General features: G+C 63.7%; 10 protein-coding genes and 5 pseudogenes. 13 read left to right on the top strand and 2 right to left on the bottom strand.

All coding sequences use genetic code 11. The annotated features are described in order from the left end of the window. Positions 1-3: 3 nt before the first annotated feature. The 13 genes and pseudogenes from JOD52_RS08680 (at position 4) to JOD52_RS08620 (ending at position 17481) form a co-directional block, all read left to right on the top strand. Positions 4-1122 carry a PDDEXK nuclease domain-containing protein gene (locus tag JOD52_RS08680; RefSeq protein ID WP_204409509.1) on the top strand — a complete coding sequence of 373 codons (1119 nt, stop codon included), beginning with the start codon at positions 4-6 and terminating at the stop codon, positions 1120-1122. Between the two features lie 64 nt (positions 1123-1186). Continuing rightward, a complete protein-coding gene (locus JOD52_RS08675) occupies positions 1187-4585 on the top strand; it encodes a DUF499 domain-containing protein (RefSeq protein ID WP_204409507.1) in 3399 nt (1132 codons plus the stop codon). A gap of 12 nt (positions 4586-4597) precedes the next feature. Then, positions 4598-6340 carry an ATP-dependent nuclease gene (locus JOD52_RS08670; protein WP_204409505.1) on the top strand — a complete coding sequence of 581 codons (1743 nt, stop codon included), beginning with the start codon at positions 4598-4600 and terminating at the stop codon, positions 6338-6340. Positions 6341-6400: 60 nt separating this feature from the next. Then, positions 6401-6996: pseudogene (locus JOD52_RS08665) on the top strand (transposase); the annotation flags it as partial. A gap of 162 nt (positions 6997-7158) precedes the next feature. Then, positions 7159-7593 (top strand): annotated as a pseudogene (locus JOD52_RS08660) (IS21 family transposase); the annotation flags it as partial. 163 nt (positions 7594-7756) lie between these two features. Next, on the top strand, positions 7757-9319 hold the full coding sequence (gene istA, locus JOD52_RS08655) for an IS21 family transposase (protein WP_204408388.1): 1563 nt from the start codon (positions 7757-7759) through the stop codon (positions 9317-9319). Further along, positions 9316-10062, top strand: coding sequence for an ATP-binding protein (locus JOD52_RS08650; RefSeq protein ID WP_338124028.1), 747 nt, complete (start codon positions 9316-9318; stop codon positions 10060-10062). Before istA (JOD52_RS08655) ends, JOD52_RS08650 begins: the two co-directional genes overlap by 4 nt. Positions 10063-10175: 113 nt before the next feature. Continuing rightward, positions 10176-11306: pseudogene (gene istA / locus JOD52_RS08645) on the top strand (IS21 family transposase); the annotation flags it as partial. Beyond that, positions 11303-12049 carry an ATP-binding protein gene (locus JOD52_RS08640; protein ID WP_338124028.1) on the top strand — a complete coding sequence of 249 codons (747 nt, stop codon included), beginning with the start codon at positions 11303-11305 and terminating at the stop codon, positions 12047-12049. The pseudogene istA (JOD52_RS08645) and the gene JOD52_RS08640, both read left to right, overlap by 4 nt. Positions 12050-12161: 112 nt before the next feature. Continuing rightward, positions 12162-12737: pseudogene (locus JOD52_RS08635) on the top strand (IS3 family transposase); the annotation flags it as partial. 145 nt (positions 12738-12882) lie between these two features. Then, on the top strand, positions 12883-14334 hold the full coding sequence (locus JOD52_RS08630) for a hypothetical protein (protein ID WP_204409503.1): 1452 nt from the start codon (positions 12883-12885) through the stop codon (positions 14332-14334). Beyond that, entirely contained in the window at positions 14258-15061 is an 804-nt protein-coding gene (locus tag JOD52_RS08625; RefSeq protein WP_204409501.1) for a hypothetical protein, read from the top strand. The genes JOD52_RS08630 and JOD52_RS08625 overlap by 77 nt, the downstream gene beginning before the upstream one ends. 437 nt (positions 15062-15498) lie before the next feature. Next, a complete protein-coding gene (locus tag JOD52_RS08620; RefSeq protein ID WP_204409499.1) occupies positions 15499-17481 on the top strand; it encodes a hypothetical protein in 1983 nt (660 codons plus the stop codon). Here the strand turns inward: JOD52_RS08620 and JOD52_RS08615 are convergent. Both JOD52_RS08615 and JOD52_RS08610 read right to left on the bottom strand, forming a co-directional pair. Further along, a pseudogene (locus JOD52_RS08615) lies at positions 17478-17693 on the bottom strand (integrase core domain-containing protein); the annotation flags it as partial. The gene JOD52_RS08620 and the pseudogene JOD52_RS08615 sit on opposite strands and share 4 nt — an antisense overlap. Before the next feature lie 16 nt (positions 17694-17709). Beyond that, the gene (locus JOD52_RS08610) at positions 17710-18690 is read right to left on the bottom strand and encodes an IS110 family RNA-guided transposase (RefSeq protein WP_204409497.1); all 981 of its coding nucleotides are present in this window, start codon (positions 18688-18690) and stop codon (positions 17710-17712) included. Between the last annotated feature and the right edge of the window lie 9 nt (positions 18691-18699).

Below are 18699 nucleotides of genomic sequence, written 5' to 3'. Positions count from 1 at the left end.
GTCATGGCTCGGAACCCGGACGACGCCCAGATTGGTGCCACGGTGAGGCACCGATCTGACGATGGTCTTTCGCCGTTCCGTGCCATCGCGGAGTCTGTCAGCGCCGAAGGTGGCGATCTCGTGGAGCGGGTGTCGGCGCTGATCGATCAGGCGCAATCCTTCGCGGCCGCGCAGGTGAACGCGACCTTGACTCTGCGGAACTGGTACATAGGGCGCATGATCGACGTGGCCGTGCTTCACGAAGACCGTGCTGGGCACGACCAGGAAGTTGTCGCCTCACTGGGGCGACAACTGACCGCTCGGTACGGTCGAGGTTTCGAGCGGGCCAACCTCTACCGGATGGTTCAGTTCTCGCAGGCCTTCCCGGACGTCGAACTTGTCGCCTCACTGGGGCGACAAGTTAGCTGGACCCACTTCAAGACGCTGTTGCCAGTACCGAGTCCCGAGGCGAGAGCGTTCTATGTGAAGGAGACCATCGAGCGCCGACTCGGCGTTCGTGATCTGCGCCGGGCCATCGAGCGCAAAGCCTTCGAGCGCCGGGAGATCGCTGACTCGCAGATTCCGGAGGGATCGGCGATGCCGCTCGATGCCTTCCGCGATCCGATGCTGCTGGACATGCTGGGGCTCGCCGACACCTTCTTGGAGCGGGACCTCGAAGCTGCGCTCCGCCGTGACATGGAGTCCTTCCTGTTGGATGTGGGGCGTGGGTGGGCGTTCGTTGAGCGTCAGAAGCGCATGACGTTCGACGGCGACGACTACTACCTCGACCTGCTGTTCTACTCGCGCCCGCTACGCCGGTTGATCGCCGTGGAGCTGAAGGTCGGCAAGTTCAAGCCGAGCTACCAGGGACAGATGAACTTCTATCTCAAGTGGCTGGATCGGCACGAGCGCCAGGCCGATGAGAACCCACCCATCGGCCTGATCCTGTGTACCGAGGCGAGCCGGGATCAGATCGAGCTGCTAGAGATGCACAAGGACGGGATTGTCGTCGCGGAGTACTGGACGGCACTGCCGCCGAAGGCCGAGCTTGAGGCCAAGATCAGGGAAATCTACCGAGAGGCCCAGGAGCGGCTCGCTCGTAGACGGATCGCGGCAGGCGGAGACGACAACGGTGATGAGTAGCAGAGATTGGCCGTTGTGGGGAGTGCCCACGATGGTCGTAGGTAGTAGGTCATAGGAGACAGCGATGGCGATGAACAACCGAGATCGAGTGGGCAAGGCGTTCGACCTGCTCTCCGAGGGGCTGCTCGACGAGGTCGATGAGGTCATGACGCGCGCCTACAAGACCGCTGACTGGCCTGCCGCGTGGGCGAAGGAAGACGCCCAGCGCCGGGGCGGCCCACTGCGCACCTTGACGAAGCACGACGTTCAGGTGCAGCTTCGCGCCATCACGGAGCAGGGCTACCACTTCAAGGACGTGCTCTCCCGCGCCCAGCAGGGCTTCGCGTCCGAGCTGCGGGAGACCCGGAACCTGTGGGCGCACAATGAGCCCTTCAGCTCCGACGACGCCGCCCGCGCGCTGGACACCATTGAGCGTCTGCTCCACGCCGTCGGCGCGGTCGATTCCGCCGAGGACGTGCGGAAGCTCCGCGTCGATCTCCAGCGCACCGTGTTCGAGGATCAGACCCGTAAACAGGTCAAGCGCACCAAGGTGTCCCTCGATCCGGGCTCCGGGCTGCGGCCGTGGCGTGAGGTGATCCGTCCCCACGACGACGTGGCGCGCGGCGCGTTCACCGCGTCGGAGTTCGCGGCTGATCTGCACCTGGTCCACACCGGGCAGGCGACGAGCCCGGAGTACGGGGACCCGGTCGAGTTCTTCACCCGCACCTATCTCACCGAGGGTCTTCGTGATCTGCTGTCGCGCGCGCTGCGGCGGGTGAACGGTGAGGCTGGGGCGAGCCCCGTGGTGAACCTTCAGACCAACTTCGGTGGCGGCAAGACCCACTCGATGCTCGCCCTGTATCACTTGTTCAGCGGTACCCCGGCGAAGGACTTCCCGCAGGAACTTCAAGAACTGATCGCGGCGAACGGCAACCCCGACCTTCGCGCGCTCGACGTGAAACGGGTGGCGCTGGTCGGTACGTACTTGAAGGCCGGATCGCCGATCATCAAGGAGGACGGCACCGAGGTTCGCACCTTGTGGGGCGAGTTGGCCTGGCAGTTGGGTGGCCGCGAAGCGTACGACCTGATCGCCGAGGACGACCGCGCCGGCACCAACCCTGGCGAGGCGCTGCGCACCCTGATCGTGCGGTACTCGCCCTCGCTGATCCTGATCGACGAATGGGTCGCCTACGCGCGGCAGCTCGTCACCGACAAGGAACTCCCGTCGGGGTCGTTCGAGACCCAGTTCACCTTCGCCCAGTCCCTGACCGAGATCGTGCGTTCCGTGCCGGGTGTGATGCTCGTGGTGTCGATCCCGGCGTCCGATACGGGCTCTGAGGGACGTGGGAGCGACATTGAGATCGGTGGTGCGAACGGTCAGCTGGCGCTGGAGCGTCTTCAGAACGTGATCCGTCGTGTCGCGGACCAGTGGCGTCCGTCGAGCAAGGACGAGTCGTTCGAGATCGTGCGCCGTCGCCTGTTCCAGGCACCGAATGCCGAGGGGCTCACCACCATCTCGGCTGTGGCGCGTAGCTTCACGAACCTGTACCGGAACAACACCGCACTGTTCCCGCGGGACGCGGCGTCGCCGAACGATGACTACGAGAAGCGCATCCGTGCCTCCTACCCGCTGCATCCCGAACTGCTCGACCGGTTGTATGAGGACTGGTCGACGCTGGAGCGGTTCCAGCGAACCCGAGGTGTGCTGAAACTGGTCTCGTCGATCGTGCACGAGCTGTGGGCGTCCAACGACACCTCGCCGTTGATCCTGCCGGGCAATGTGCCGCTGGATGCGACGACTGTGAACACTGACTTGACGCAGTACCTCGAAGACCAGTGGAAGCCGATCATTGACTCCGACATCGACGGCCCAGGGTCCACCGCGCACCAGATTGACCTTGATCGCCCAAACTTAGGTCAGCGGTTCGTCACCCAGCGCATTGCCCGCACGATCTTCATGGGTGCTGCACCCCGCATCAAGAGCAGCCGTAAGGGGCTGGACAAGCAGTACCTGTGGCTCGGCACCGCGATCCCTGGCGACACACTCGGGAACTACGGCAGTGCCGTCGAGCTGCTCGCGCAGCGCTCGACGTACTTCTACGAGGAACAGGGCCACTACTGGTTCGACACCCAGCCGTCGGTCACGAAGACAGCCAACGATTACGCCGAGCGACTCCGCGAGGATGTCGAGACGGTATGGAACGAGATCAGCCGCCGCCTCCAAGGAGAAGAGAAATCACGCGGCGTGTTCGACCGCGTGCACATCGCCCCGTCCTCCTCGGCCGACATTCCCGACCTTGAAGACACGCGCCTGGTGATCGCTCACCCGCGCCACGCGCGCCGCAAGCAGGACGGTGCCGACTCGGCGGCGCACGCCTGGGTCCGTGATGCCATCGAGAGCAAGGGCGCGAGCCAGCGGATCCACCGCAACACGCTGATCTTCCTGCTCGCCGACAAGAGCGAACTGGAAAGCCTGGAAGCCGCCACCCGCAGCTACCTAGGCTGGCAGCGTGTGCAGGCCACCAGCGACAGCCTCAACCTCTCCGCGCAGCAGCGCAAGCAGACCGACGACTGGGTGGGACGCCTCGACCAGACGGTCTCGGATCGCATCAGGGACACATTCGTCTGGGCTATCTACCCCGAACAGTTCGACCCCACCAAGCCCTTCGAGCTGATCGCCGACCGCGTGCCGGACTCCGGCGGTCGATCGCTCGCTGAACGGGTCGGTACAAAGCTCGGACGCGAAGACCAGCTCGTCACCGACTTCGGCGCACCGATCCTCGGCGCGACCCTGCGGGGCGAACTCGGCGCGCTCTGGCGTGACGCAGGCGAGATCAGCGTGGGTGAGCTATGGGGATACTTCACCCGCTACACCTATCTGCCTCGTCTCGTCCGACGCGAGGTGCTCGACGGTGCGATCCAGCAAGCCCTGACCACTGTCCTCGTGGCGAGCGAACGATTCGGTATCGCGGCTGGGAAGGACGCCGACACCGGGCGCTATCGCGGACTAGTGGTGCCGCCCGACACGCATGCCAGCATCCAGGTCACGAACAGCACCCTGCTCATCGACGCTGACAGAGCGCAGGAACAGGTAGACGCAGACAGGGCTGCAGCCCGAGAGCCCGCTGTTGGAAAGACCGAAGAAGGTGCCGAGGGTGTCGGCCGGGTGGACTACGCGTGGACGGGAGCCGGTCAGTCGGAGTCCGACAGTGATTCGCTGTCTCCGGCCGAGCCTGTACTCGAAGCAGCGCTTGCGAGATTCTTCGGCTCGGTGAAGATCGATTCCGACCGATACTCCCGCGACATCGGCAACGTCACACGCGAGGTCATCGACCGCCTCTCCGGGGCCGGGGCACGGTTGGAAATCACCATCGACATCCAGGCCACTAAACCCGAGGGCTTCGATGAGGCAGAGGTCCGCACCATCAGCGAGAACGCACGCGTCCTCAAGTTCGATCCCAGTTCCGGCTTCGAGAAGAGCTGAGCTGAGCTGTCCATGAAAATCACCTCCGTCGAAATCTCCAACTTCAAAGCACTTGAGAAGACGAAGATTGACCTGCATCCAACGTTCAATGTGCTCGTTGGAGCCAACGGCTCTGGCAAGAGTTCTGTGCTGCAAGCCCTCCATTGGATGTTCCAGTCTGGACGCAATCTCAACGTTGAGCCAAGGAAGGGCGATACCGCCTCAACACTCTCCGAGAAAGACGCAATCTACATGCCGTCTCCGGACTATAGGGACGCCGGTCACGGAACTGAGTACGGTAACACTCGCGGCAAGCCCCAACTCGGCGTCACCGTCGTCGCGAAGGTGGACGAAGACACCGAGGCTACGGCCGAGATGTGGCTGAAGGCCGCCCGCAACGAGGGCATCTCCGTGCACGTCCCCTCGGGGAACCCTATCGTTGCACACATTCGCGACCAGTCTCGCGAATTCAGTGCATACATTCCTGGGGTTGCCGGCATCCCGCTCAACGAGGAGAAGCGATCAAAGCTCCTTGTGCATCGGTCTGCCGCAGCGGGAGACGCCAACACCGTACTCCGAAACGTGCTCGACCTGCTTAGGCGTGTCACGGTGAACGGCCGCAACGGCCTTGAAGTCGTGGAAAGTCTTGTGTCCCAAGTGATGGGCGACTTCTCTTTGAGAGTTGAGTTTGAGGACGAGAAGCATACCCGTGTAATGGCGACATTCAAGACCGGTGACATGGCCACCGGAGATGAAAAAGCCTATCGACCACTGGAACTAGCAGGAATTGGCTATCTGCAAGTACTCCAGATTTTCTCCTACCTCGTCTACTTCCGGCCGGTCGTGCTCCTTGTGGACGAACCGGACGCGCACCTGTACCCGATCGCCCAAGAGCGTCTCATTAAGGTTCTGGCACAGGCCGCAGAGGATTTTGATTCTCAGATACTGCTAACAACCCACAGTCCATCCATTGTTCGCGCACTCCCTGGTGCATCGCAGGTCATCTGGATGAGAGACGGCGAAGTGCAACCCGACGGAGACACCGACGGCCGACAGCTCATGGGATGGGGTCTACTTGACCGAAGGATCGTTCTTCTGACCGAGGACACCCACACGGACATGCTCAGGTCGATCCTGGCTCAGTGGCCAGATGTCGAACGCACCACGGCGATCTGGCCATTCCATGGATCATCCAATATTCCACCCGCGGATGCTATTGATGGTCTCCAAGCTCTACTTGGAGCGGACGTGCGCCTGGTGATCCATCGGGATCGAGATTTTCTCATGCCCGTAGAAGTTTCGAAACTCGCCAAACCCTATGAAGACCAAGGGCACCGATTTTGGGCCACCAAGTACTCCGATATTGAGGCGTACTGGGCAGCTCCTGAGGTTATCGCGTGCCATTTCAACATTACTGACGATGAGGCGTCCAGCCTCTTGGAAAGCGCGCTTGCAGAGGTAGACAAGAACGACGACCAGTTGAAGAACAGAAGGAAGAAGCGAAGTGAAGCCTTGATCAAGATCAACCGCGATGGAGGGTTGCCTCACTTCAGCGACGACGAAGTGCGCACCGAGGCAGAAGTTGACGGCCGCCAGTTCGGGGTGCTGGGCAAGACTATGGTCGCCCGGATCAGAGAAGCTGCCACAACCGCTGGCCTTGATAAGAGTGGGAGTTTCGGCAAGTCCGTTCCGACCACGCTGGCAAACCCAATCGCAAGCGATCTACACGCACTACTCAAGGGGACTGCCGCGCGGATAGGTGACAGTTTGACCTGACCTTTGGCTCGGTTTCCAGTTGACGTCGCTAGTCGATGGTCTTCATGGAAGGCTCTTCGCATGCCCCGCCCGTACCCTCCCGAGTTCCGTGCCCGTGCTATCGCTCTGGTCCGCGAGGGCCGCCAGGTCAAGCAGACCGCACTGGACCTGGGTATCCACGAGGTCACCCTCCACAGCTGGCTGCGACAGGACGATATCGACCACGGCCGCCGGCCGGGACGAAGCAGTCAGGAATCTGCCGAGCTCCGCGCGGCGCGCGGCCGTGTTCGGCAGCTCGAGCAGGAGATCGCGATCCTTCGCCGGGCCGCGACGTGGCTCGACGAGGAGGGAGGAGTCGCCCCAAAAGGGCGCACCCGGTGATCGACCGACTCGTCGACGCCGGGGCACTCACCAGCACCTGCTGCCGCCTATTGGGCGTCTCCCGTCAGGGCTACTACCGGTACCGAAAGCGCCCGACCAGTTCCACTGAGCTGCGCCGCCGCTGGCTGACCGGGCTGATCAGGGAGATCCACGTCGCGTCCCGCGGCACCTACGGCTACCGCCGCATCCACGCCGAGCTCACCATCGGAATGAACATTCCGTGTTCCAGCCGGCTCATCTCCGTCCTCATGACTCGCGCCGGAATCGGTGGCCTTCCAGGCCCAGCCAGAATCAAGTGAATATTCGCCTCGCTGGGGTCCGCTGATCGAGGGTTCGGGTGCCACGTCGCTGCCGTAGCGGTGGCGTCGTTCGGGACCACCAGTGGTGTCGTTGGGGCCGCTCTGTCTACGCTCCTTCCGCCGTGTGTATAGGGCACGCGGCGGAAGGAGCAATCTGGAATGGTACGGAAGATCAGGGCGAAGCTGGTGCTCCAGCTGCGCGCAGAAGGTCTGTCGGGGCGAGCGATTTCGTCCTCGCAGGGCATGTCCCGCAAGTCCGTGAGGGCGGTGTTCGAGGCCGCTGACGCTGCAGGGATCGGGTGGGGCGATATCGCGGACGTCGCCGATGAGCAGGTGTATGCCCGGTTGTTCCCGGGCCGGGGCGAGCACGAGAGCGTGTTCGCACAGCCGGACTGGGAACAGGTCCATCGAGAGATGGCCAGGGTCGGCGTGACGCTGAAGCTGTTGCACGGCGAGTACTTCGACGCGACCACGGCGGCTGGGGATCCGGCGATGGGGTATGACCGGTTTTGCCGCACCTACCAGCACCACGTCATGGTCACCGGTGCCGCTTCGAGAGTCGGTCACAAGGCCGGCCAGAGCGTGGAGGTCGACTTGAATATTCGCCTCGCTGGGGTCCGCTGATCGAGGGTTCGGGTGCCACGTCGCTGCCGTAGCGGTGGCGTCGTTCGGGACCACCAGTGGTGTCGTTGGGGCCGCTCTGTCTACGCTCCTTCCGCCGTGTGTATAGGGCACGCGGCGGAAGGAGCAATCTGGAATGGTACGGAAGATCAGGGCGAAGCTGGTGCTCCAGCTGCGCGCAGAAGGTCTGTCGGGGCGAGCGATTTCGTCCTCGCAGGGCATGTCCCGCAAGTCCGTGAGGGCGGTGTTCGAGGCCGCTGACGCTGCAGGGATCGGGTGGGGCGATATCGCGGACGTCGCCGATGAGCAGGTGTATGCCCGGTTGTTCCCGGGCCGGGGCGAGCACGAGAGCGTGTTCGCACAGCCGGACTGGGAACAGGTCCATCGAGAGATGGCCAGGGTCGGCGTGACGCTGAAGCTGTTGCACGGCGAGTACTTCGACGCGACCACGGCGGCTGGGGATCCGGCGATGGGGTATGACCGGTTTTGCCGCACCTACCAGCACCACGTCATGGTCACCGGTGCCGCTTCGAGAGTCGGTCACAAGGCCGGCCAGAGCGTGGAGGTCGACTGGTCCGGCCCCACGATGGAGCTGGCCGATCCGGTCACCGGCGAGGTCTCGAAGGTGTTCTTGTTCGTTGCCTGCCTGCCTTTTTCTCGTTACGCGTTCTGCTTCCCGGCGCTGGATATGCGCCAGGAGTCCTGGCTGCGAGCGCACGTAGCGATGTTCGAGGCGCTGGGCGGGACGGTCCCGAGGATCGTTCCGGACAACCTCAAGACCGGTGTGGTGAAGCACCCCCGCGAGGGCGAGATCGTCCTGAACGATGCGTATCGCGAGATGGCAGCGCATTACTCGGCGGCGGTGCTCCCGGGGAGGGTGCGGAAACCGAAAGACAAGGCGAGCGTGGAGAACACCGTCGCGCACGTCGCGACCTGGGTCATCGCCGGGCTGCGGGATCAGCGATTCACGTCCCTGCCCGAACTTGCAGCCGCCATCGGGCAGCGGATGGAGGCCTATAACGCGGAGCCGTTCCAGAAGCGGCCCGGATCCCGCGCCAGCGTGTTCGACGCGGAGGAGCGGCCGCTGCTGACGCCGCTGCCGGCGGTGCCCTACGAGATCTCGACATGGCACTACGGACGACGAGTGGGCAGGAACGGGCACGTCACGTTCGCGCGGAACTTCTACTCCGCGCCGTTCGCGCACATCGGCGCGAAGGTCGATCTGCGCATCACGGCCCGGACGCTGGAGATCTATCAGGGCAGCCAGCGACTGACCAGTCACCTGCTGCTCCCGGAGACCGCGAGCAATGAGTACCGCACCAACGACGCGGACCTACCTGCGGGCGAGCGTTTCCAGGCCTGGGACGCGCAGAGGGTGCGGGCGTGGGCAGATCGGGTCGGGCCGGCCACGGTGATCGTGATCCAGCGGATCTTCGAGTCCGTGCCGATCGTGGAACAGGGCCTGGATCCCGCGTTGGCGGTGCTACGGCTCTCTCGCCGCTTCTCCGTAGATCGGGTCGAGGCGGCCTGCGCACTCGCGCTGACGGGACGGGTCCGTTCACCGCGCTATGCGCATCTGCACCCGATCTTGGCCACCGGGCAGGACAAGGTCGCCGCCCTGCGTCCACCCCGCGAGGAACCCGCGGAAGACGGCGGATACGTCCGTGGCGCCGACTACTACGCCGGAGGTGTCCGGTGAGCGTGATCGATAACGACACGAAGCGGAAGCTGCGCGAGATGGGCGCGACCGCGCTGCTGGACGCGATCGATGCCCAGGATGAGGCTCACGTGCTGGGGATGTCGTTCCAGGAACGGCTCCAGCTGATCGTGGACGAGGCGCATTCCATCTTCAATCATGGAAAGGTCGAGGGTCTGATCCGCCGGGCGGGGCTGCGTTATCCCGGAGCGGACCTGCGGCGGCTGGATCTGGTCGAGGAACGGGGACTGAACCGGAACGTGATCGCGCAACTGGCAACCTGCTCCTTCATCCAGCGGCAACAGAACGTGGTCTTCCAGGGCTTCACCGGCTCAGGGAAGTCCTACCTCGGCTGCGCGCTGGCGAAGCAGGCCTGCCAGCACCGGCTCCGAGCCCACTACATCCGAATGCCCGACCTCGAAGAGGCCTGGGCCCTGGCAAAGGACAAGCCGCAGGGCCAGACGAAGTTCCTGCGGAAGTACTCCACGTTCTCGCTGCTGGTGATCGACGAGTGGCTGCTGGACCATCCTGACGAGGGAATGCGTTCGATGCTGCTGGAACTGCTCGAGCGCCGCTATGACACCGGCTCGACCGTGTTCTGCACCCAGTACCCGAAGAAGGACTGGCACGCCCGGCTCGGTGGAGCAGTCCACGCCGATGCGATCATGGACCGCATCGTGCACAACACAATCTGGATCGACACCGGCGACAGGAACATGCGAGAACACACCGCACTGCCCCAGTGACCCGATGCCGGCGGGAGCCAGTGGTCCCCACCGCGGCGGCTACTGGCCCCCGTCGGCACGATCGGCGGTCCCCAAGAGCAAGATTCGGTGGCTCCCACGACTACGAATACTCAGACTGGTCCGGCCCCACGATGGAGCTGGCCGATCCGGTCACCGGCGAGGTCTCGAAGGTGTTCTTGTTCGTTGCCTGCCTGCCTTTTTCTCGTTACGCGTTCTGCTTCCCGGCGCTGGATATGCGCCAGGAGTCCTGGCTGCGAGCGCACGTAGCGATGTTCGAGGCGCTGGGCGGGACGGTCCCGAGGATCGTTCCGGACAACCTCAAGACCGGTGTGGTGAAGCACCCCCGCGAGGGCGAGATCGTCCTGAACGATGCGTATCGCGAGATGGCAGCGCATTACTCGGCGGCGGTGCTCCCGGGGAGGGTGCGGAAACCGAAAGACAAGGCGAGCGTGGAGAACACCGTCGCGCACGTCGCGACCTGGGTCATCGCCGGGCTGCGGGATCAGCGATTCACGTCCCTGCCCGAACTTGCAGCCGCCATCGGGCAGCGGATGGAGGCCTATAACGCGGAGCCGTTCCAGAAGCGGCCCGGATCCCGCGCCAGCGTGTTCGACGCGGAGGAGCGGCCGCTGCTGACGCCGCTGCCGGCGGTGCCCTACGAGATCTCGACATGGCACTACGGACGACGAGTGGGCAGGAACGGGCACGTCACGTTCGCGCGGAACTTCTACTCCGCGCCGTTCGCGCACATCGGCGCGAAGGTCGATCTGCGCATCACGGCCCGGACGCTGGAGATCTATCAGGGCAGCCAGCGACTGACCAGTCACCTGCTGCTCCCGGAGACCGCGAGCAATGAGTACCGCACCAACGACGCGGACCTACCTGCGGGCGAGCGTTTCCAGGCCTGGGACGCGCAGAGGGTGCGGGCGTGGGCAGATCGGGTCGGGCCGGCCACGGTGATCGTGATCCAGCGGATCTTCGAGTCCGTGCCGATCGTGGAACAGGGCCTGGATCCCGCGTTGGCGGTGCTACGGCTCTCTCGCCGCTTCTCCGTAGATCGGGTCGAGGCGGCCTGCGCACTCGCGCTGACGGGACGGGTCCGTTCACCGCGCTATGCGCATCTGCACCCGATCTTGGCCACCGGGCAGGACAAGGTCGCCGCCCTGCGTCCACCCCGCGAGGAACCCGCGGAAGACGGCGGATACGTCCGTGGCGCCGACTACTACGCCGGAGGTGTCCGGTGAGCGTGATCGATAACGACACGAAGCGGAAGCTGCGCGAGATGGGCGCGACCGCGCTGCTGGACGCGATCGATGCCCAGGATGAGGCTCACGTGCTGGGGATGTCGTTCCAGGAACGGCTCCAGCTGATCGTGGACGAGGCGCATTCCATCTTCAATCATGGAAAGGTCGAGGGTCTGATCCGCCGGGCGGGGCTGCGTTATCCCGGAGCGGACCTGCGGCGGCTGGATCTGGTCGAGGAACGGGGACTGAACCGGAACGTGATCGCGCAACTGGCAACCTGCTCCTTCATCCAGCGGCAACAGAACGTGGTCTTCCAGGGCTTCACCGGCTCAGGGAAGTCCTACCTCGGCTGCGCGCTGGCGAAGCAGGCCTGCCAGCACCGGCTCCGAGCCCACTACATCCGAATGCCCGACCTCGAAGAGGCCTGGGCCCTGGCAAAGGACAAGCCGCAGGGCCAGACGAAGTTCCTGCGGAAGTACTCCACGTTCTCGCTGCTGGTGATCGACGAGTGGCTGCTGGACCATCCTGACGAGGGAATGCGTTCGATGCTGCTGGAACTGCTCGAGCGCCGCTATGACACCGGCTCGACCGTGTTCTGCACCCAGTACCCGAAGAAGGACTGGCACGCCCGGCTCGGTGGAGCAGTCCACGCCGATGCGATCATGGACCGCATCGTGCACAACACAATCTGGATCGACACCGGCGACAGGAACATGCGAGAACACACCGCACTGCCCCAGTGACCCGATGCCGGCGGGAGCCAGTGGTCCCCACCGCGGCGGCTACTGGCCCCCGTCGGCACGATCGGCGGTCCCCAAGAGCAAGATTCGGTGGCTCCCACGACTACGAATACTCATCAAGCGACTCAAGGGGGTCGCCACAGCGGACGACCTGGTCAACCGCAAGTTCCACCGTCTCGAACTGAACGAGCTGTGGGTCACGGACATCACCGAGCATCCCACCCGGGAGGGAAAGATCTACTGCGCCGCCGTGCTGGATGCTTGCAGCCGCAAGATCATCGGCTGGGCTATCGACTCCAAACAGGACTCCACCCTGGTCGTGAACGCTCTGGACATGGCAATCCGTGCACGTCAGCCAGGGCCCGGGGGGATCGTTCATGCGGATCATGGAGTCCAGTTAACCTCCTGGGTCTTCACTCAGAAGATCCGTTCAGCGGGACTGCTGCCGTCGTTCGGGACCGTAGGCGATGGCCTCGACAATGCGATGATGGAGTCGTTCTGGTCGACGATGCAGATCGAGCTGCTGAACTGGAAGAAGTGGAAGACGCGCATCGAGCTCGCGAACGCGATCTTCGAGTACATCGAGGTGTTGTACAACCGTCGTCGACGGCACTCCTCCCTCGAGTACGCGACACCCCACGACTACGACCTCGCCCGCACCCCGCGGGCACTCACCACCACCAGAAGCTAGCGACCAAGAGTGGAAACCAAACCGTAAGGCAGGTCAATTTGACGCCAATCCGTGCATCAGTCCCCTACTACACCACCCCGTCCTATAAGGTCTGGCTAGGCCTGCCTGCCCGGGGCCAACGGAGCTGTCCGGCAAGGAGCAACTGATGCTGCTGTCTGGGTCTATAGTTTTTCTCATATCAGCACTGCTGCTGATCCTCACCGTGAGAGTTCGAGCACGACGAGACCCCGGAACGCGGGAGCGTCGAAAGCTCGAACCGCAGGGGATGGATGTCTGGTGCTGGTTCGCCGACTTCGAACGGCGGGGAGGGCGTGTCCAGGACACAGAAACGCTCGAAGGCGTCGACGCCATGCGAGCGTCTTCCATTCCTTGGCGGGTATCGAGTCGGCTCATCCTCCTGATGGCCTTCACCTACCTTGCGACGATCTTCATCTGGGGATGGTGGGTCGTACCACTTGCCGTGTTCATCGTCATCGGCGTCGGGGGTGCACTGGGCGAGTTCACCGTGCGCAGCCGAGATCGTGAAGCTGAAGGAGGGAAGTACCGCGGTTCCGGTTTCTCGGTCGCCGCCGGCCTCCTGCTCAAGATCGCAGTGCTCTGCCTGGCATTTCTTCTGCTGCGCGCGGCAGCGGCACTGCTGTACATCGCCCCGGTCTTGCCGTACCTGCTTCTCGTCGCACTCCTGATCCTCCTCGCAGTGGTCCTGATCGATCGGGCGCATCTGCCGGCCAGAGCGGTGGAAGCGCGAATACGGAGAATGAGGATCGCCACCTTTGCGGACAACACCCCGGAGTCAGCGATTCTCTACCTGAGGTCGTTCGACGACGACACGGCGAGAATCTATTCACCACTTTCCGGCACACGGTGGTACGAACCCTTGCTGCCACACCGGGTGCGCTTCGAAGAACTGCTCGAAGGATGGACGTACGGCGAGGCCACTCAGCTCGTGGCGATCGGGCGGCCCGGCGAACCGATCCCGTCGCTCGGTGCGCATCGCAGCTACTGGACGGATGACAGCTGGCAGGAAGCAGTCCGACGAACTGCTGTGCGGTGTCGTGCGGTCATTCTTGTTGCAGGCACAAGCGAAGGTCTCGGGTGGGAGATCTCCCAGTTGAGCCAAATGGGAATGCTCGGGAAGACGCTGCTCGTCCTTCCCCCGGACACCCCGGAACGCAGCGCCCTGAGGTATCGAACGATCGCCTCAGCGACCGGACGTCCAAACGATCCGTTCGTCGACTCCGACCTCGCGCTGGCGTCCATACCGGCGATCTCCTACACAGAGCATGGCGAGCTCGTCCACTACATCTCCTTCGGGCGCGACTGGGCGGCATTCGCGACCGCGGAAATCCACAAACTGAGAACACTCGCGGGCAAGGGGTCATTCGAACGATCAGGAAACCTGAGCCAGATCGTCGATCAGGCGAGCCGTGTTGCGGCGATCGAGGATCCCGAGGAGAGAGCCGCGGAGCTCGCCGCCGCGCGGGAATCGTTGCACGTGTGGGCGAGGGAGGACCCCGCTGATGAGCAACCAGGGACCAGAGAAGACGCCGATATTCATCACGTTCGAGAAGGGAAGCGGATTGATGGTCACCCATGACGACACCGAGTACTTGGTCGCGGAAGTTCTGCCGCAGGAACAGCACGACTTGGGGCGACGAATGATCCCAGCCATCGATGACGCCGGACATCCGATCATGGGATCGGATGACGGTGCGAACCCGGTACGCGCAACAGCCAGAAGATTCTTGCGAAACGTTGGAGTCGTGCCCGACGGCGCATCCATGCAGCAGCTGGCCGAGGCGATACAAGCCCCTCCGCTCCTGTTCGCCAGCTCGGACTATGAACTGTTCATCACCGATTCCCGAGTGGTGATCGTTGGCCGAGAAGTCCAGCGCGACGGCACACGCATCGTCGGCCAGATCCGATTCCCGTGGATCGTGAGCGTCAAATCCCGGCCCAAACAGGGCTTCTGGAACGATGCCGAGATCGTGATCCAGGCTATGGAGCCATACGATCGCGACGGATTCCCGAAGCGCGAGATAGGACGGTTCGAGCATCACTTCACCTTTGTCTTCCACAAGAGTGTGAAGACCGGAGACCTCGCGGCAGCGATTGTCCGCCGGGCCTCTCGTTATGTGGCGGCTCAGCCTGGTGTCCCCGCCTCTCCCGAGCTCGAAGCACTGCAGCACGCCCAGACCCTCCCGGACCCGCGGAAGGGGGAGTATGCAGAGCACTGGAGCATGGTGTTCTGCGACGTCCCGGAAGGTCACTTCGGGACGGACGACGACGCGAAGGATCCGACATGGCACGTCGCCAACACATGACCGGTCCGTACAAGGGCCCGTTCCAGCGAGAGCTGCCCCGCGATGCATCCTGACGGCCAGAGGTGGGAGCGATCCGGGCGTGTGAGCGCTACGAGGCTCGACACCGCCCGCGCCTGGCGCACAGCTCACGGCGATCACCTGCAGGCTGAGCCGGGGGACTGGTGGGTGACAACGGACGACGGACGGTCACACTCGGTGGCCCCGTCTGCTTTCGCGGCCACCTATCAGCACGTCTCTGAGGAGGTCTATCGACGCATCGGACAGGTCCGGGCACGGGAAGCATTGATCCAGGAGTCGGTCCAGACGTTGGAAGGTGAAGCACGCGCGACACCGGGCGACTGGATCCTGACCGACGAACAGGGCAATCGGTGGCCGGTCCCGCCGGAAGAGTTCACAGGGTCCTACCGGCCGCTGGCCGACGAGACGGAGCCTGGCCCATGAATCCCTGGTCTGCCATCGCTCTGTTGGTCTGGCTGGTCACGATCGTGGTCAGCTTTGCCGCCCGGCGCAGCAGCTGGCGCAGGTCCTCGTTGCACCTCCTGGTGCTCGGAACCGGCATCGCCGTGCTCTTGAGCGTGGTCCCGTCTGCGCTCGCGGCAACCGGGTCGGGAGCCCTCGGTACCTTCCATGCGGTGATCGTGTCGATCTACTACTCACTGCAGACCTTCACCTCGGGCGCGGATGTACCAGCGCTGCTGACACGTTTCCGCCAAGGCGCAGACGTGCTGGAGCAGATCGAGGCGATCGCGATCGGGATGATGCATCTCTCTGCGCCGCTGCTGCTGATCACTGTCATCGTCTCGTACTTCCAGGCGCCGGTCTCGATAATTCGGTTCGCGATCCCGTTCTGGCGCGATGCGACCTTCTTCAGCGAGCTGACCGACCGATCCATCGCCTTGGCCGAGAGTCTGAGATCGCAAGAACTCCGCACGAGCATCGTGTTCGGAAACGTCGCGATCGCAGCGGAGAGCCCGTCACCGGAGCTGATCGCGAAAGCCCGGGCGATCGGGGCCGTCTGCTTCGCTCAGGATCTGCTGTCCGCCCCGCTCCCGTGGCGGCTTCGCCGGGCGACCTTCCGCATCTTCATCATCGGCGATGATGACGTGAAGAATGCCTGGTACGGCCGAGAAGTCGTCGAATCGCGGCGGTTCGGACGGCGGGATTCCACCGATATCTACGTGTTCTCCGCCGCTGTTGAGGCGAAGCTGGCACTGGGCCAGCGTCACCCCGAGTGGACGGCGCACATGCGTCTGGTGAATCCAGCGCGAGCGATGGTGTACGACTGGCTGTGGCGATCCCCTGAAGAACATCTCACGGCAGGGACACACCTGTTCCGCGGAGTCACCCCAGAGACCCCGACGATCTCTGCGGCTGTCATCGGTCTCGGCGAGCATGGCACCGAGATGCTCCGTGCCATGAGTTGGTTCTGCCGCATGGAACTCCCCAGCGGGGAGCGCGTACGGCTCCATGTTGACGCCTTCGACATCGATCCCCGTGCTCGAGATCGTGTTGCGGTCGCGCTCCCCGGCCTGCTGCCCGAGAATGACGCCCTCTGCCTGCTGAACGAGACCACCATCGAGGTGCATGAGAGCACCGATGCAACCACAGCGAAGCTTGTGCAGACATTGCACAGTAAGCACCTCGACTTCGTGTTCGTCGCCCTCGGCGACGACACCAGAAATATCGCCGTCGCCATCGAACTGTTCCGCGCCGCCGTTCGCTCTGGCTCAGCGCCCCAGATCCTTGCCGTCTCGCGCAACTCAGCAACGGTCGATGCCGCGCTCGGAGACCTGTCCCGGGAAGCGGCCGATCGCGTGGGCGATGCTCCACTGCCGTCGATACACCTGGTCGGCGACACCCGCGAGGTCTACCGGTACGACGCGGTCGTCCAACCTGAGATGGAGCTGAACGGCCTGGTCTGCCACCTCGCCTGGGCCGACCTGATGGGCTCCGGATTCGGCGACGCTGTCGAGAGCTTCTGGCTCTCTGAATACAACTACTCCTCATCCATCGCAGTGCCCATTCATTGGCGTGCCAAACGAGCCATTGGTGCTCCCGGGGCGCGAGTCGTATTCGATGAGCGTTCTCCGGAGCAGCATCTCCGTCTGCAGCGGTTGGAGCATGACCGGTGGTGCTCCTTCATGCTGAGCGAAGGTTTCGTCCCCGGGCAGTTCAAGAATGCCTATCTGATCCGCACCCATCCACTGCTCGTGCCTTTCGAGGAACTCTCTGAATCGGAACTCAGCAAGGATGATAACGACGCACTCGATACGCTCCGCCGGCTCGAGACCAATCCTGACTGGCAAGCAGCTAGGAGCAGCGTCCGGTATGGATCGCTCGTATCGCGGATGGAGTCAGCGGTCCGCGATGCCACCGCCAAGGTCCCCACTGAAGCGCCCTGGGTTTCGTTCCATGGTTAGACGGTCGCGGGCACGGTCGTTGCGGGCTGAGTGTAGGACGCTTCGACTTCTGCGGGGGTGCGGTAGTCGAGGGCCTCGTGGAGGCGCTTCGTATTCCACCAGTCCACCCAGTCCAGAGTCGCGATCTCGGCTGCGGTGACGGTCGGCCAGGTGCGATGGCGGTGGATGAGTTCGGCCTTGTAGAGGCCGTTCACGGTCTCTGCGAGGGCGTTGACGCTCCTATAGCAGTCAAGTCGCTATCTCACCGGTTCGAGGGTTCATCTTGATGAGGTGGTAGACCTCGCGGATGACGTAGCGCTTGAGGCAGCGGATGATGTCGCGTTTGCTCTTTCCCTCGGCTGTGCGTCGAGCGACGTAGGCGATGGTCGGTTCGTGGAACTGCATCCTGACGATCACGGTCCGGTAGATGGCGGCGTTGAGCTGCCGGTGGCCGCCACGGTTGATGCGATGACGGCCGCTGGTCATGCCCGACCCGGTAGGGATTGGACTGATGCCAGCGAGCTTCGCGAACGCTGCCTCTGAGCGGATGCGCTCGGGGTTGTCGCCGGCGACGATGAGGATCTCGGCCGCGGTATCGATCCCGATGCCGAACTGCTCAAGGAGTTGAGGAGCGGTCACGTGGATGAGCTTCTCGATCGATCCGCGAAGTTCCTTGATCTCTGCATCTAGGTACTGCCATCTGCGCGCAAGGGACCGCAGGGAGTGACGTAGCGAATCGGCGGGAGTCTCGAGGCGGCGAGGGCGTAGTGCAGCGAGGTGGCGAGCGAGCTTGGTCGGCGACATCCGGCTCGTTTCACGGCGCAAGCTGTCGTCGGCGTGGACGAGCATCGCCTTCATCGAGATCATCGAGGCTGAGCGGTCGGTAACTGCGGAGTCGTGCACGATCTTGAGCTGGCGGATCATCTCAACCGTGTTGTCCGCAGTCTTCGGGATCGCGGTGGCGAACCCTGCGAGCACGGAGCGAGCCGCATTCTCCGCATCGAGCGTGTCGGACTTCCCGTTCTGCCGTCGAGCTCGCCGGTCGGGACGCCCCGCTTCAACGACCTTGTGCCCGTGGCGTCGCAGGAACGAGGTCAGCGTGGCGCCGTAGGAGCCGGTGCCCTCGATGCCGAACGCGATGACCTTTCCGAAACCTCCCGCCCAGGCCTCAAGCTTCTTGAAGCCGCCCGTCTCTGTCGGAATGGTGAGAGTCGCGAGGATGCCGCCCACGGTGAGTAT

This window comes from Brachybacterium muris (genome assembly GCF_016907455.1).
Classification (GTDB): Bacteria; Actinomycetota; Actinomycetes; order Actinomycetales; family Dermabacteraceae; genus Brachybacterium; species Brachybacterium muris.
This window is presented reverse-complemented; position numbering and strand designations above follow the sequence as displayed.

Bases quoted from the DNA above. Each gene is read 5' to 3' on its own strand.
- JOD52_RS08680 (WP_204409509.1), top strand. From the start codon at position 4: ATGGCTCGGAACCCGGACGACGCCCAGATTGGTGCCACGGTGAGGCAC.
- JOD52_RS08675 (WP_204409507.1), top strand. From the start codon at position 1,187: ATGGCGATGAACAACCGAGATCGAGTGGGCAAGGCGTTCGACCTGCTC.
- JOD52_RS08670 (WP_204409505.1), top strand. From the start codon at position 4,598: ATGAAAATCACCTCCGTCGAAATCTCCAACTTCAAAGCACTTGAGAAG.
- istA (WP_204408388.1), top strand. From the start codon at position 7,757: ATGGTACGGAAGATCAGGGCGAAGCTGGTGCTCCAGCTGCGCGCAGAA.
- JOD52_RS08630 (WP_204409503.1), top strand. From the start codon at position 12,883: ATGCTGCTGTCTGGGTCTATAGTTTTTCTCATATCAGCACTGCTGCTG.
- JOD52_RS08625 (WP_204409501.1), top strand. From the start codon at position 14,258: ATGAGCAACCAGGGACCAGAGAAGACGCCGATATTCATCACGTTCGAG.
- JOD52_RS08620 (WP_204409499.1), top strand. From the start codon at position 15,499: ATGAATCCCTGGTCTGCCATCGCTCTGTTGGTCTGGCTGGTCACGATC.